The 14,846-nt window shown below is 53.4% G+C and carries 12 protein-coding genes; 2 read left to right on the top strand and 10 right to left on the bottom strand.

What is annotated here, in order from left to right; genetic code table 11:
• The first annotated feature begins 68 nt into the window (after positions 1 to 68).
• On the top strand, positions 69 to 1,385 hold the full coding sequence (locus ACQ76X_RS19070) for a glutamate-1-semialdehyde 2,1-aminomutase (protein ID WP_341089635.1): 1,317 nt from the start codon (positions 69 to 71) through the stop codon (positions 1,383 to 1,385).
• Between the two features lie 138 nt (positions 1,386 to 1,523).
• Here the strand turns inward: ACQ76X_RS19070 and ACQ76X_RS19065 are convergent, their stop codons facing one another.
• The 9 genes from ACQ76X_RS19065 to ACQ76X_RS19025 all read right to left on the bottom strand — a co-directional run bounded on the left by ACQ76X_RS19065 (position 1,524) and on the right by ACQ76X_RS19025 (position 9,269).
• Entirely contained in the window at positions 1,524 to 2,144 is a 621-nt protein-coding gene (locus ACQ76X_RS19065; protein WP_438495449.1) for a hypothetical protein, read from the bottom strand.
• A 152-nt stretch (positions 2,145 to 2,296) separates the two neighbouring features.
• On the bottom strand, positions 2,297 to 2,860 hold the full coding sequence (def, locus tag ACQ76X_RS19060) for a peptide deformylase (protein WP_438495478.1): 564 nt from the start codon (positions 2,858 to 2,860) through the stop codon (positions 2,297 to 2,299).
• 151 nt (positions 2,861 to 3,011) lie between these two features.
• Positions 3,012 to 4,298: a stalk domain-containing protein gene (locus ACQ76X_RS19055; protein WP_438495448.1), complete on the bottom strand. Its 1,287-nt coding sequence runs from the start codon at positions 4,296 to 4,298 to the stop codon at positions 3,012 to 3,014.
• Between the two features lie 106 nt (positions 4,299 to 4,404).
• Positions 4,405 to 4,695, bottom strand: a complete 291-nt coding sequence (locus ACQ76X_RS19050) for a hypothetical protein (RefSeq protein WP_438495447.1) — start codon at positions 4,693 to 4,695, stop codon at positions 4,405 to 4,407.
• Between the two features lie 22 nt (positions 4,696 to 4,717).
• On the bottom strand, positions 4,718 to 5,596 hold the full coding sequence (locus ACQ76X_RS19045) for an inositol monophosphatase family protein (RefSeq protein ID WP_438495446.1): 879 nt from the start codon (positions 5,594 to 5,596) through the stop codon (positions 4,718 to 4,720).
• A gap of 162 nt (positions 5,597 to 5,758) precedes the next feature.
• On the bottom strand, positions 5,759 to 6,766 hold the full coding sequence (gene uvsE / locus ACQ76X_RS19040; protein WP_438495445.1) for a UV DNA damage repair endonuclease UvsE: 1,008 nt from the start codon (positions 6,764 to 6,766) through the stop codon (positions 5,759 to 5,761).
• Positions 6,763 to 7,080 carry a hypothetical protein gene (locus ACQ76X_RS19035; RefSeq protein ID WP_438495444.1) on the bottom strand — a complete coding sequence of 106 codons (318 nt, stop codon included), beginning with the start codon at positions 7,078 to 7,080 and terminating at the stop codon, positions 6,763 to 6,765. Before ACQ76X_RS19035 ends, uvsE begins: the two co-directional genes overlap by 4 nt.
• A gap of 49 nt (positions 7,081 to 7,129) precedes the next feature.
• The gene (locus tag ACQ76X_RS19030; protein ID WP_038585584.1) at positions 7,130 to 8,221 is read right to left on the bottom strand and encodes a D-alanine--D-alanine ligase; all 1,092 of its coding nucleotides are present in this window, start codon (positions 8,219 to 8,221) and stop codon (positions 7,130 to 7,132) included.
• Between the two features lie 19 nt (positions 8,222 to 8,240).
• Complete coding sequence (locus ACQ76X_RS19025; RefSeq protein ID WP_038585582.1) at positions 8,241 to 9,269, bottom strand: amidase domain-containing protein; 1,029 nt, start codon at positions 9,267 to 9,269, stop codon at positions 8,241 to 8,243.
• A 265-nt stretch (positions 9,270 to 9,534) separates the two neighbouring features.
• Between ACQ76X_RS19025 and acnA the strand changes: the two genes are divergently transcribed.
• Complete coding sequence (gene acnA / locus ACQ76X_RS19020) at positions 9,535 to 12,279, top strand: aconitate hydratase AcnA (protein WP_438495443.1); 2,745 nt, start codon at positions 9,535 to 9,537, stop codon at positions 12,277 to 12,279.
• 175 nt (positions 12,280 to 12,454) lie between these two features.
• Here acnA and ACQ76X_RS19015 read toward each other — a convergent pair whose 3' ends face one another.
• Positions 12,455 to 14,686: a response regulator transcription factor gene (locus ACQ76X_RS19015; protein WP_438495442.1), complete on the bottom strand. Its 2,232-nt coding sequence runs from the start codon at positions 14,684 to 14,686 to the stop codon at positions 12,455 to 12,457.
• Between the last annotated feature and the right edge of the window lie 160 nt (positions 14,687 to 14,846).

Genomic DNA, 14,846 nt, shown 5'->3' with positions numbered 1-14,846 from the left:
GAACAGCGGCATCCGCCGCCAGTTCGCCCGTTCCCTTGCCCCAAGACATATGAAAGGATGAATTACTCATGAACCGTACCACATCAGAACAGTTGTATCAGGAAGCCCTTCAGCATATCGTCGGAGGCGTCAACAGCCCCTCCCGGTCCTTCAAGGCCGTTGGCGGCGGAGCGCCGGTATTTATGAAACGCGCGGGAGGCTCACGCTTCTGGGACGAGGACGGCAACGAGTACATCGATTACCTCGCAGCCTACGGGCCGATTATTACCGGCCATGCCCATCCGCATATCACAGCGGCGATTACGGAAGCCGCACAGAATGGCATCCTGTATGGCACACCCACCCAGCTTGAGATCAAGCTGGCCAAAATGCTCAAGGAAGCGATCCCTTCGATGGATAAAGTGCGGTTCGTCAACTCCGGCACGGAGGCTGTAATGACCACAATCCGGGTGGCCCGCGCTTATACCAAGCGCAGCAAGATCGTGAAATTCGCCGGCTGCTACCATGGCCACTCCGACCTCGTGCTGGTCGCTGCCGGCTCCGGCCCTTCTACGCTGGGCATTCCTGATAGCGCCGGAGTCCCCGGCAGCATCGCCCAGGAAGTCATCACCGTTCCGTTCAACGATCTTGGCGGACTGCGCGAGGCGCTGGAGAAATGGGGTGCTGACGTGGCCGCTGTTATGGTGGAGCCGATCGTCGGCAATTTCGGTATGGTTATGCCGGAGCCCGGTTTCCTGGAGGGGCTGTGCAAGCTGGCCCATGACAACGGATCGCTTGTCATTTATGACGAGGTCATCACCGCTTTCCGTTTCCATTACGGTTCTACACAAACCTATGCAGGCCTTGATAATCACGAAGATATTACACCTGACCTGACCGCGCTCGGCAAAATCATCGGCGGCGGCCTTCCGATCGGCGCTTACGGCGGCCGCAAGCATGTGATGGAGCAGGTTGCGCCGCTCGGTCCGGCATACCAGGCCGGAACCATGGCCGGCAACCCTGCCTCCATCTCGGCAGGTATCGCCTGTCTAGAGGTGCTGCAGGGTGAAGGGGTGTATGAGGAAATGGAGCGGCTCGCCATCCGGCTGACAGAGGGACTGCAGCAATCAGCAGACCGTCACGGCATCCCGCTGACGATCAACCGGATTCGCGGAGCGTTCTCCACCCATTTCTGCGCTCATCCGATCACCAATTACGAGGAAGCTCAAGATACGGACGGCGAAATGTTCGCCAGCTTCTTCCGCCATATGCTGAACCGCGGGATCAACCTTGCCCCGTCCAAATATGAGGCCTGGTTCTTGACCACAGCGCATACGGATGCCGATATTGACGCAACACTGGAAGCTGCGGAAGCTTCCTTCCAGGCAATGTCGGCAGAGAAATAATCATAAAGACCTGCGCGCTTGCAATAACTGAGTACTAAGCGGATTACATCTGCTTCCATTAACAATTCAAACGCACTGCGGCTTGCCGCAGTGGGTTATTTGCATAGCCGGATTCAAGTGTGGGAATCAATCAGCCGATCAATAGAAATCAATCTGCTTGTCCAGTTTGACCTCTTCGAACACGGGACGCTGGAATCTGCTGCTTCCGGGCACCAGAGAAAACTGCGTGGTGCTGAGATCCTCCGGAAGCGGCGGAGAGATCATGAATTGCATGTGAACATGCGCTCCGCCGCCGTTTGCACCGTGATTTTCTACTTCATAGCTTGTCTCACTTAGAACAGCGAGCTTAAGCATCGGGGTAATGCGGACTTGCTCCACCGTTTCTTTCAAGTACTTGATTTCCAGGGTGACGATGCTTAGCTTCTCATACTGCATGGAGTGGGTCAGCATATATTCAAAATCGCCATCCAGCGTAGTCTTCATTATTGCCAGCACCCCAAGCAGCGGCCCGGGCTCATCCCAGAAATGCCGTCTGGGCCGGGCTTCGTTCAGATTGCTTAGAATCAGCGATATTTCCGAAACCTCAAGACCAGACTCCGCCGCCAGTTGCTTCAAGGTTTCCTCTTCCGGAAAAAGCCCCCTCCCTCCGGAGAGCGCCTTGCGCTGCTGCACCAGTCTTAAGATCTGTTCATCAATTACTCTGGCCTCATCATTGTATTCATTCGGTATTCCCCGTAGTGGCATCCTGCTCCAGCCCATTTCTTTTCCCTCCCAGGTTCAATGTAATCTGTTTCCATTCTATCTATGATTGTTTCATTGTATCATTTTTTCCATTTATAAGAAATTCAGATACACAGCACAAAAAGCCGTCATCCCTAAGGACAACGGCTTTCTGCCATCAGCAGCTCTCTTCAGTTCGCTTTCTGATCATATAGGCTGCGGATTTCTACATCCTGCGGAAGCTTGAACGGATTCTCCTGGTTGATCCGGTCATAGAACATAATCCCATCCAGGTGGTCCATTTCATGCTGAATCACTATGGCCTGGTAACCCTTGAACTTCAGGACGATTTCCTTGCCGTTCAGATCATAGCCTTTTACCTTTACCGTCTCATATCTCGGAACAAAACCATGAACCGGCCGGTCCACAGACAGGCAGCCCTCGCTCTCCGGCAAATACACCATCGCCAGCGAATGGCTGATGATCTTGGGATTCACCCAGGTATGCTCCACAATCCTGCCCTTGTCATCCTTCAGGTACATCACGAACATCCGCTTCTGAAGGCCGATCTGATTCGCGGATAAGCCAATGCCGGAACGCAGCTTATGTTTGGCGGAAGCCTCCGGGTCCTGGCTGTTCTTCAGAAACTGCATCATGCATTGCAGCGCTTCACGGTCAGCATCCTGCAGCGGCAGCTGTACCGGCTCGGTTACACTGCGGAGAATAGGATGGCCTTCCCGTATAATATCATCCATCGTGATCACATAATCTGCACTATATTTTGTACTAGACAACAACACTCATCCACCTTTGCCATGCGGGCTAAATTCATAATGATGATTTATAAATTGCAACTTGCACCTATAAGTATTTGCTCAAGGCGTTACACTATTATCTTATGCAGCTTTATAGATTTATGAAAGCAGTCTTCAACTGGCTGCTGTATTTCACGTCGAAACCGAGTCCCGTAGCAAGTACGGCAAGCGGCAGGTAAGTTTTCTCCTCTTTGCCGACCTTTTGCAGAAACGCCGGTGTATCAATCGCTTGATCTACCCCATTGATCTTAATATACTTCGAGCCAATGGTAATAACCACCGTCCGGTCACCGTAAACAATTGTTGCGCTGGCTGACTTACTGTCCCACTTTCCACTGGCACCCACAGCATTCAGAACATCGCGCAGTGCGAGAAAGTTCTGGCCGTTCTTAATGACTGGCTTATTTGGGGTATTAAGCTCTGTACCTTTTACCACAATCGACATCGGTGCCGAACCCGGCGCTGTTGCAGCAACAGACGGTGTGCGGTATTCTCCCCACTGCAGTTCTGCAAACACCCGGGCGATTTTCTCATATCCCAGCTGTGAAGGATGAAAATCCAACGATATGATATGTGTCAGCGAGCCCTCAAGACCCACGAATTGTTTGGCAATATGGGCTACCCTTACCGGCGCTCCGGTCTGGTCGAAACTGGCCGCAATACTGTCCGCCATAGCTGTCAACCGCTCCGCTGCGCCCATCAGCTTGGGATAGGCCTCTTTTACCGCAAATTTGGGAGCCGGCTGATACTGGTCGGCTAGCAGAATGGTTGCTTGCGGGTTCACGACACGGATGTTCTCAAGCGCTGTCTTCACATTCGTATTGTAGGCGCTCAAACGCTGCTCCAGCTGAGCCTGGAAATCTTCATCCGTCAGTTGCTTGTACTGAAGGAATAGGCTGCTGACATCATTCCCGCCGATCGTGACTGTAATTAGATCCGCCTGAGCAAGTTCGGTCCGGATCTGCGGAGTCAGTGCCGCAAATTGCTCTATCCGCGGATCGGGCAGCCCTGCCTGAATACCCTCAGCTGTAATCACAGCCCCGTCTTTAATCGCTCCGGTATAATTAAGCAGCCCTGTTGAGGTCAGCCCCAGAATACCGTAATTGCCGAGTGTGCTTCTTCCATGATAATACCCCTGTTCCAGCAGTCTTTCTGCGTAACCGTAGGGTTTCACATTTACATCGGTCATCCCCGGCTCATATCCGGCAGTTATCGAATCTCCCAGTGCTACAATACGAAAGATATCCTGCTCCGATCCCTGGGTTGCTGCAGTAGCCTCCTCGGCCTTGGCGTATCCTGCACCCGCGCTAACCAGTATGGCGAGCAGCAGCAGACCGCTTGTTCCGGCAGCCGCTATTTTCCTCCATGTTTTCAGCATCGTTCCCCTCCTAAAAGTAATATAATTCCATTCTAACATTCTGCCGCTCTGCGCAGAAGAGCGGTTTCCCGTATCGGGAAACCGCTCCTGCTGTTGGCCCGGTGACTTATTCCTGTCCGCTGCCGGACCCGGTGCTGTTCCTTGTACCCTCGGCGTTGCGGGGAGCATGGCTCTTTCCTGCACGCTCCAGATATCTGTCATAACGGTCATCCAGTTCATAAGCTATTTTACGGTAGCGCAAGGTTTCTTCTACAATAGGATCGAGTGTAGTCTGGATCCGGATTTCATACTTGGGCGAGATTTGACGGATTTCTTTGTCCTTGTTGTCGCCCTGTTCCATGTCCCCGTCTTCCAAAAGCTCACTGAGCTTGCGCTCCAGGTCATCATTACGGCTCATGGTTCCAGTTGCCTCCTTAAAGCTAAAATCCCGTTGCTTTGGCTTCCTTCAGGGATGAAACCAGATAATCATGAATTTTACCGTTGCTCGCCACAACATGGCGAGTACCGATGTCATAAGGATTACCCAAGGTATCGGTAACCTTGCCGCCGGATTCCCTCACGAGCAGCACGCCCGCTGCGCAATCCCAAGGACTCAGGCCGACCTCCCAGTAACCATCCACCCGGCCAACCGCCACGTAGGCCAGATGCAGCGCAGCTGAACCTCCGGCACGGATGCCGCGGACCTGAGGCAGAATCTGCTGCAGTCCCGCCATATTCGCAGGCTGCGCAAAGGTGCGGTCCGGCGGAAAGCCCATCGCAATAAGACTGTCCCCAGGCACCGACTCGGCAGAAACCGAGGTAGGCACGCCGTGCATGTAAGCTCCTTTACCCTTCTCGGCGACGAACATCTCGTCACGGATAGGGTCGTAAATAACACCTACAGTCAGTTCTCCCTTAACGGCGAGAGCTATGGAAACACAGTAGAACGGAAATCCGTGCACAAAATTGGTGGTGCCGTCAATCGGATCGACAATCCACAGGTATTCGTGTTGGCGTCCTTCTTCCAGAGCGGCAGCAACCGAATCTGTTCCCGGCTGAACACCCTCTTCTCCAAGGATAGCATGGTCAGGATAATGGGTCAGGATCAGCCGGCGGATCATCTGCTCCACGCCTTTATCAACTTCCGTTACCAGGTCCTGGGCCGATGTCTTGCTGCCCAGCTCCTTCACTTGACCTTGTCTGCTCTTGATCCATTCCCCCGCTTTGGCTGCCGCGTTAATCGCTGCCGCCGTGTGCCCTTTGCTTGTAACTACATAGGGCTCCCGTTCCTTCCGGTTCTCAGGATTTAAAGGATTCATATCTTCACTCCACTTTCTTGTACTTAATCGCTCTCCCATGAAACATTGCTGCTACACACAGGCTCACTGCTGCTTAAGTTTCATTCAACGTACCTTATTTCAGTCTACTTATCAAGTCAAACCTGCCAGGCTTCCTGCCCAAATCTTCTGGCATGGTGCAGGTTACGGCTCAATATTAATACTGGCCCCGTCCAATATCGTAATTCCGTTGCCGGCTTCCGCCAGCTCCTTCATTGCCTCCATCAGACCAAACAGGGCACCATCCTTCGATTTCGCTTCAATCATGGCATCCACAGCAGGGGTATCGGCTGCAATCCGCTTTAGAAAAGCCAGCAGCGGCGCCGGTTCCACACCATCGGCATGGCTGCGGGGATCAGAAGGACTGCGCGGACTGGAGACATGGATCTTAGGCGGCAGCAGCTCGCCTGGAAGCACATCCTTCAGTGCCAGCGGACTCTTCCAGGTCTTCTGAATCTCCGGCCACAGCTCCCATGGAAGCTCGCCTTCATTATTCACCCACTGGTGATGAATATCGAGCACCATCGGCAGCCCGAGACTGCGGGCAACCTCCAGCGTTTCCCGCGCGTTAAACGTCTTGTCGTCGTTCTCGAGCGTAACCCGCTCCTGCAGTTCAGGCGCAAGCCCTGCAAAATGCTCCCGGAACCGCGCTGCCGCCACAGGCTTGTCCCCATAGGCTCCGCCAATATGAATGTTGCTCTTGGCTGTTGCCGGCAGCCCCATTGCAATGAGCATATCCGTATGATGCTGCAAATCACGGATAGAATTCGCCAGCACCTCGGGACGGGGCGTGCTGAGCACTGTAAAGTGATCAGGATGAAAGGACACCCTCATCCCGTGCTTCTTCACATAGCTGCCCACTTCGGCAAATTCTTCAGCCAGTACGGCCAAAGGGTTCCAGTCCCGCAGATCAGGATGCGTTGCCAGCGGAATCAGCTTGGAAGTCATGCGGTACACCATAATATCCGAGCCGGCATTATGCTTCAGCAGGCGCAGCGTATTATGCAGGTTCGTCTTCGCAAGGGTCTCCAGACGCCGCAGCCCGGCTTCACGGTCGTTCAGCTTCGCAAAGCTTGCCATCGTCATTGTCTTGGATGGTGAACAGTCTGGGATGACGGTGGACATGGCTACATATCCGAAGCGGACAATCATCCTTCTTCCCCGAAGAACATCTCATAGGCAAGCGCCGTCTGCACCCGCGACTCTTCTTCGTTCAGCTTGCGTACCAGCTCCATCTCGACCGCTGTAACCTCATTGCCCTGGAAGTTGATCTCCGCGATCGAAGCGGAGATCTTGACGATCGCCACAGCCACATTCTCCGGTGTATAGGCAATAACCTTCTGGCCGGTCGGATACACGCGAAAACCCTGCTTCACCATCTTGGTGCGGCCGTACTCCAGCAGTTCATACAGCTCCTGCTCATTCTTGAACTTGCAGAATGAATTGAATTCCGATTGAAAACCCATGCTGTTGTCTCTCCTTTCCGGCCGGAAGGATCCCGCCGCTCACCTGATTTTATTCATTGTCGTATTTAAGGCCTTGTTTATACTTGTAACGTTCCAGCGCCAGCTCGATCATGCGGTCCAGCAGAGCAGGATACGATACACCTGTCTCGCGCCACAGCAGCGGGTACATGCTGAACGGCGTAAAGCCCGGCATTGTATTCACTTCATTAATCAGGATTTGGCCGTCGGATTTCCGTACGAAGAAGTCGGCACGGGTAATCCCGCTGCCTTCGATCGCCCGGAAGGCAGCAATCGCCGATTCACGCAGGCGGTCCGCCACCTCAGGGTCGACAGGAGCCGGAATCAGCATCTGCGATTTGCCGTCGATATATTTTGCCGCATAATCATAATATTCTCCGGAAGAGACGATTTCACCCGGAACGGAAGCCTCGGGTTCCTCATTGCCAAGTACAGCAACCTCCACCTCGCGGGCATCAACAAATTCTTCAATGATGACCTTGGTATCATAGCGGAAAGCAAAATCGACAGCCTTGATTAGACTTTCTTTGTCTACGGCTTTGGAAATGCCCACACTGGAGCCCAGATTGGCCGGCTTGACGAACACAGGGTAACCCAGCTTATCCTCTACTCCCATAATCAGCTCATGGCTTTTGTGCTTCCATACGGCAGCGTTGAAATAACAGTACTCGCATTGCGCAAGACCCGCTTCACCGAACAGCTTCTTCATCACGACCTTATCCATACCTGCGGATGAAGCCAGCACGCCTGCGCCGATATAAGGAATATTCGCCATTTCAAACAGGCCCTGAATCGTACCGTCTTCCCCATTGGTGCCGTGCAGCAGCGGGAACATCACATCAATGCTCTTCTCCCCGCCCGCTAGTCCGCTGAATACTGCATTCAACGCTGTGCCCATATCTCCGGCTGCCCCGGCAAGCTTCAACTGCTCAATTCCGCTGTAAGCGGCGGTGAGTGTTTCGCCAACCTTCCACAGCCCCTGTTTGGAAATATAGAAAGGAATAATCTCATATTTATCGTAGTCAAAAGCGTTCATAACCGCGAATGCCGTCTGCAGCGATACCTCATGCTCTCCGGATTTGCCGCCGTACACCAGTCCTACGGTTAATTTTGTGTTCCCCATGCCCTAACCTCTTTCTGAATTATAAGTAGTCATTGATATGAAAAAAACGGTAGGCCGTTCTGTCGGTCCATGCATAGGAATCACGGTAATCCCAAAAGCGGTGACGGCTGCTGACCGTTCTTGCATTCACCAGCGGCATTCCGCCCGCGTCAAAAGCGGTGACGATCGTGCTGTGCTGGTAATGGCCGTTGCCGTCCCAGTCGTACAGGATGACATCGCCAAGCATGAGCTGATCCGGCCGCTCCACGGCCTCAGCGCGAAGTCCGCTGCTCCGCTCCCCGCTCAAATAGCGCTGCAGGCTGTCCGACACAGCCCAGCTGAAGCTCCACCATTCCTGCGCTCCATTGTAGCCTTTGTACCACCAGCCGGTTTCTCTTTTACCAGTATAGTTGATAGGTGCGCCCCCTGCAAAGAGACATTGAGACACATAATTTGTGCAGTCCACATCAAAAACCTCAAACTCCGGATTGCCGTCCTTCCACCAGCGGTCAGCATAGGCCGCCGCTTCTTCCCGGCGGTAACGGACCTCCTTCGATCCGGCAATCCCGCGGAGCACATTCCGGTTAAGCAGCGGCTGCGACGGCTGCGGAGCAGGCAGTACCTCGCCCCATTTGGACAACCGCAGTGCGGGATCCGCATCCAGTGCTCTGCGCTGCGTATTTCTTTCCTGCACACTGCGCTCCACAGTGGCTATCTCCCAGGCGCTGCCCTCCCGCACAAAAGTCAGACGTTCCGTCTCGATCGTATCCTCACGGTGCGTCATTCCGCCCTTCTCATAATACAGTGCACTGTGCAGCGCTACATCGGCTACGACCTCACCCGGATTCTGGCGGACGGTGCGCAGCGTCCTGACACCGGTCTCCGCACGCAGAGGAGTAATCCCCCGGCGGTTATACCACTGGGCAAGCCGCCGAGAGCGCTCCCCCTGGGCCACGAGATAACGCGGGTCCATGACGGCAGTACGGCGCGGTTCGGCCCCCGGTGCCACCCGTGCCTTGTTTAACTGATCCACATAAACATACAAGCTTTTCTTCCACTCTAATTCCATCCCGTTTCCCGCCCTTCATCCCTGTTTAGCTGCTGTCCTATGTATATGAAGGAATACCTGCGGCTATACAGATGGAATCAGTGAATGACAAGCAGGCCAAGCTAATTTCCAAGCTTTAGGCAAAGCGCAAGATAGCCTGCCGGACAGGGTAAATCCGGGTGAAAAAGCAGGAAAAAAAACTTTACTCCCCCCTTTGTAACCGTTATACTTAACATACAAACAATATGAAATGATGTTTCACCAGATGAAACGAGGAGGCGCATATATGCCAAGCAAGGACCATTTTTCCCTGGTTAAGAACCTGGAGTCAGGCGGCAAAACCTACCGCTACTATCATCTTAATTCCCTTGAAGAACAAGGCGCAGGCAGCATTTCCTCCCTGCCATTTTCCATCAAAGTACTGCTTGAGGCGGCTGTCCGCCAGTATGACGGACGGGCGATCACGGAAGAGCATGTAAAACAGCTGGCCGGCTGGTCAGGTGGCATAGACCGCAATAAAGAGATTCCTTTTATTCCTGCGCGGATCGTCCTGCAGGATTTCACCGGTGTGCCCGTGGTCGTCGATCTCGCTGCAATGCGTGATACCGTCAAGAAAGCGGGAGGCGATCCCAAGAAGATCAATCCGCTCGTTCCGGTTGACCTTGTCATTGACCACTCTGTCATGGTCGATGCCTTTGGCACCGCCGATGCGCTCGAATACAACATGAATGTAGAATTTGAACGTAATGAAGAACGCTACCGCTTCCTGCGCTGGGCGCAGACCGCTTTCAACAACTTCCGCGCTGTTCCGCCGGCAACAGGAATTGTGCATCAGGTCAACCTGGAGTATTTGGCGTCCGTCGCCACTACCAAGTCCGTTGATGGTGAAACTGTAGTCTATCCCGATTCCCTGGTCGGCACAGATTCCCATACCACTATGATCAATGGCCTTGGAGTCGTCGGCTGGGGTGTAGGCGGTATTGAAGCCGAAGCAGGCATGCTTGGGCAGCCGCTGTATTTTGTTACACCGGATGTAGTCGGCTTTAAGCTTACAGGCAGCCTGATGGAAGGTGCTACGGCAACCGACCTGGCCTTGACAGTAACGCAAATGCTGCGCAAGAAAGGCGTTGTCGGCAAATTCGTAGAGTTCTACGGACCGGGCCTTGCCAACATCAGCCTTGCTGACCGTGCGACCGTAGCCAACATGGCTCCCGAATACGGAGCGACCATCGGGTTCTTCCCGGTCGATGAAGAAACGCTGGCCTACCTGCGCAGCACCGGACGTCCGGATGAACTGGTCGAGCTGGTCGGTGACTATTACAAAGCTCAAGGCATGTTCCGCACCGCGGATACACCGGACCCGCAGTTCAGCGACGTCATCGAGCTTGATCTTGCCTCTGTTGTTCCCAGCCTTGCCGGACCGAAACGTCCGCAGGACCGTGTCGAGCTGACACATATGAAAGAGAACTTCGAGGGCATCATCCGTACCCCTGTTGACAAGGGAGGCTACGGCCTCAGTGATGAGAAGATTGCCGAAGTCGTGGAAGTGCAGCACAAGAATGGCAGCACCAGCAAGCTCAGCACCGGTGCCGTCGTAATCGCAGCGATCACCAGCTGTACGAACACCTCCAACCCGAGCGTTATGCTTGGAGCCGGGCTGCTGGCCAAAAAAGCCGTGGAACGCGGTCTGACTAAGCCAGGCTATGTGAAGAGCAGTCTCACTCCGGGATCGCTTGTGGTTACGGAATACCTGGAAAAAGCCGATCTCCTGAAGCCGCTTGAGGCTCTGGGCTTCTATCTGGCCGGCTACGGCTGCGCTACCTGTATCGGCAACTCCGGCCCGCTGCCGGATGAAGTCAGCCAGGCCATTTCAGAACATGATATGACAGTAGCTGCAGTAATATCCGGCAACCGGAACTTCGAAGGCCGTGTGCATGCCCAGGTTAAAGCAAACTACCTGGCCTCCCCGCCGCTCGTTGTAGCCTATGCCCTAGCCGGCACTGTGAACATTGATCTGAAGACTGAGCCGCTGGGTTATGATCCGCAGGGTGAGCCTGTATTCCTTGCAGATATCTGGCCGACTTCCGCAGAGATTCGTGAAGCAATCAGCCTCTCCCTGAGTCCCGAGATGTTCCGGCGTAAATACGAGAATGTATTTACTGCCAACGAACGTTGGAATTCGATCCCTGTGCCGGAAGGCGAGCTGTATGAATGGGATGACAACTCCACATACATCCAGAACCCGCCGTTCTTTGAGCATCTGGCGGATGGTGTCGGAGATATCAAGGACATCAGCAACGCGCGGGTATTAGCGCTGCTTGCCGACTCCGTCACTACCGACCATATTTCGCCGGCGGGCAATATCTCCACCTCCGGTCCTGCCGGAGAATATCTGCGCAGCCATGGCGTGGAACGCGCCGACTTCAACTCCTACGGCTCACGCCGCGGGAACCATGAGGTGATGATGCGCGGCACGTTCGCCAACATCCGGATCCGCAACGCGGTTGCACCGGGTACGGAAGGCGGAGTAACCACCTTCCTGCCGAGCGAAGAAGTGATGTCGATCTACGATGCGTCCATGCTGTACCAGTCGGCTGGACAGAACCTGATCGTTATCGCGGGCAAGGAATACGGCACAGGCAGCTCACGCGACTGGGCCGCCAAAGGTACGCTGCTGCTTGGGGTCAAGGCGGTCATCGCCGAGAGCTTCGAGCGGATTCACCGCAGCAATCTGGTCGGCATGGGTGTTCTGCCGCTGCAATTCCAGGAAGGCCACGGCTGGAGCAGCATGGGACTGACCGGACGCGAGACCTTCAATATCACCGGACTCGACAACTACGTGCTGCCAGGCCAGGAACTGACCGTCACCGCCACCCGCGAGGACGGCACACAGTTTGAATTCCCGGTCATTGCCCGGTTAGACAGCACCGTTGACATCGAATACTACCGCAATGGCGGCATTCTGCAGACGGTACTCCGCCAGATGCTGGCTGATGCTACCGCTTCGGAAACTGCGCTGCCTGTAGAATAACTACAGCTGGTCAGGATGGATGGAACCCCTGTTTTGCGTTCCATCCATCCTGACAACGTTGAACAGACTGAATAGCCCCCGACAATCCCGTAAGGGAGATTGTCGGGGGCTATTCAGCTTACCCTGTGGTTAAGCTTCATCCAATCCAAGCGGTATCCGCAGCTTCGGATAGGGCCTAAATCTCGATGCGTTCGGCATCGAGGATTACCTTATAGATAAGTGCAATAATTTGCGAGCGGTCGGTTACGTTCATCTTGTTAAAGATGCGACTCAGGTGATTTTTGACGGTATGCTCGCTGATAAACAGCGTGTTGGCAATTTCCTTATTCGTCTTCCCATGGACAATTAGCTCAAGTACTTCTTCTTCCCGGGGTGAGACCCCCCATTCTTCCTTGAGTGTAGTCAATGCCGGGCTATCCAGCAGCCTCGCTGCCGATACGATTCTCTTCTTAGGCGGCGAATCGGCCCGGCTCAGCAGAAACGACTGGAACGAGGAAACCTGTTCATCCTCAATCCAGGAAGCAACATTGTAATCCTTGCTGTATCTGGACGGGTCAATCCATTTGTTCGGAGGGTTATCCAGCTGTTCTTGGTCGGCATCCCTTCCTGTGTGCTGCAGTATAAGCGCCAGCACCCGGCCAGTTAGAGACGGGGGAGGCTTCTCCATTGTAAAGAATTGAGAGGCTAATTCGTCAACCTGCTGCAGCAGCAAGATTTCATCCGGGTAATATCCAAAATCCTTTATCGCGTCAAGCTGGAAAGGAGACAGCAGAATCGCTTTTCCCACCCTTTCAGCTTCCTCTTCAGTCAGGCCTATGTAACGGGCAAAATCTGCCGCCATATCCGAAGCGTCCAGCGATAGACCGCTCAATTCAGCGTTTGCATTCTGGAGGTAACTGCGTAGTTCGGTCAAAAATTCCCCAGCCTGCTTGAGATACCTGTCTTCCTTCTCCAAAAGACGAATGGCAGCAGTGGCCAGACCAGCCACCGATTCAATGAAGGTCTGCCATTGCTTCGCTTCACTTCGCCCCCTGAATCCGACAGACAGCAGTCCTTTGAATTCGTTCCCGGCTATCAGCGGACATTCAAGCAGAACCGAGCTCCCTGCCGCCCCAAGGATGACCGCAGACGAAAGAAAGGATTGCTGGGAGTAGCGGGACTCCAGACCTTTGACATACAATGTATCCTCATTTGAGGCCCAGCCCCTGGCAAAATACGTAGTGTTTGAACTCTCTATTTCCTGAAAGTAAACCAACGCGGATGAGGGATAAAAAGGCATAGCCATGACAACATCCAGCAGTTGCATCCCCAGCTCTTTCCTCGACAACGCTTGCGGCAGCTGTCTTGCAGCTTCTTTAAGAAGGAACATTCCTTCTTCAAGCAGTTTTTCCCTGCGCAGCAGCATTTCTCCCCGTTCGGATATCCCCAGCAAAGTAGCAACGATTTGCTCCTGCCGGTCGTAGCCTTGAACCTGTTCATTTCTTCCAAAGCTGATTGCCAGCAAAAGCGCTCTTTTGCCGTTGTCGATCAAAACCGGATAACAGGACAGGCATTCCGGCAGCGTCATCCCACGCCGGGTGAAGTAAAGGGATCTTGGATCCTTGGCAATGTCTTTCCAATGCCTCGGATCTTTGCCAAGGACCGCTTGTCCAAAAAAACCGTCCCCTTGCGGAAATACAGCATTCAGCAAAAGATGCGACTCTTTCCCCGCAGCATAATTCACCTTAAATTGCCCTTCATCGTTCTCTTTGGCAAAGGCATACAAATCAGCGGCTGAAAAAGTCCCTGCCAGTTGCTGGAGCACCTCTTCAACCTTCAGGAAATCCTCCTCCAGATGAGTCAGAAGCCGTGAAATCATCATAGTGTTTCTTTCCGTCGCCGGCTTAAGTTCAGAGCCTGCTAATAATTTGCACAGGATACTGCCAAGAATGGCCATCTTGTCCCTGATCTCGAAGATGCGTTCACTACTGCTCTCGGGTAAGGCAGATAGCTCGGAACTTAACCGATCATATTCTGGATGATTCTTCATCTTGGACTCGAAGGCTTGCAATACCAGTTCCTTCGCGCCTTCCTCCATATAGAGGCCTGACCAGAGATAGTACATCTGTCCGTACTCCGGAACCAGCGGTGTAATGACATACTTCAATCCGGGAATCCACCGGTCCAAGACCGCAGGATGTGACAAGGTCCCCAAGTGGCGCAGCGGCTGCCCAAAAGGACGGTGTATATCCTCCAAAGAATCAATAATTTCCTTATAAAACCTTCCCGCTAAGGTTGGACGGGTCATCAAGTTTCCTTCCTGATCCGTTAGCACAAGAGCCTGACTCGTAACAGCACCGAATGTGTCTTGAAGTTGTTGAATCTCTACCATTAATGAATCGGGTACTGCAGCGCTCAATGGAATCACCCATCCCCCCGGAATAAAAAGTATAATTACTTATAAAATCTGAAACTTATAATTTTTTATCATAGTTCATTTTCACTATAGTTACAAATTGAATATTACCGCTTCCGGCAGCCTTCTCCTAAATAATACCCCCCATAATTCGACTACACAACCATACTTT

Source organism: Paenibacillus sp. IHBB 3054, assembly GCF_051594305.1.
GTDB lineage: Bacteria > Bacillota > Bacilli > Paenibacillales > Paenibacillaceae > Paenibacillus_AQ.
Note: the sequence above shows the minus strand (reverse complement) of the source record. Positions and strands in the feature narration are given on the sequence as shown.

What these genes read in the sequence shown, in the direction of transcription:
- uvsE (WP_438495445.1), bottom strand. Translation starts at nt 6,766, where the DNA reads ATGATTGTCCGCTTCGGATATGTAGCCATGTCCACCGTCATCCCAGAC.
- def (WP_438495478.1), bottom strand. Translation starts at nt 2,860, where the DNA reads ATGGATGATATTATACGGGAAGGCCATCCTATTCTCCGCAGTGTAACC.
- ACQ76X_RS19050 (WP_438495447.1), bottom strand. Translation starts at nt 4,695, where the DNA reads ATGAGCCGTAATGATGACCTGGAGCGCAAGCTCAGTGAGCTTTTGGAA.
- ACQ76X_RS19055 (WP_438495448.1), bottom strand. Translation starts at nt 4,298, where the DNA reads ATGCTGAAAACATGGAGGAAAATAGCGGCTGCCGGAACAAGCGGTCTG.
- ACQ76X_RS19030 (WP_038585584.1), bottom strand. Translation starts at nt 8,221, where the DNA reads ATGGGGAACACAAAATTAACCGTAGGACTGGTGTACGGCGGCAAATCC.
- ACQ76X_RS19070 (WP_341089635.1), top strand. Translation starts at nt 69, where the DNA reads ATGAACCGTACCACATCAGAACAGTTGTATCAGGAAGCCCTTCAGCAT.
- acnA (WP_438495443.1), top strand. Translation starts at nt 9,535, where the DNA reads ATGCCAAGCAAGGACCATTTTTCCCTGGTTAAGAACCTGGAGTCAGGC.
- ACQ76X_RS19025 (WP_038585582.1), bottom strand. Translation starts at nt 9,269, where the DNA reads ATGGAATTAGAGTGGAAGAAAAGCTTGTATGTTTATGTGGATCAGTTA.
- ACQ76X_RS19045 (WP_438495446.1), bottom strand. Translation starts at nt 5,596, where the DNA reads ATGAATCCTTTAAATCCTGAGAACCGGAAGGAACGGGAGCCCTATGTA.
- ACQ76X_RS19065 (WP_438495449.1), bottom strand. Translation starts at nt 2,144, where the DNA reads ATGGGCTGGAGCAGGATGCCACTACGGGGAATACCGAATGAATACAAT.
- ACQ76X_RS19035 (WP_438495444.1), bottom strand. Translation starts at nt 7,080, where the DNA reads ATGGGTTTTCAATCGGAATTCAATTCATTCTGCAAGTTCAAGAATGAG.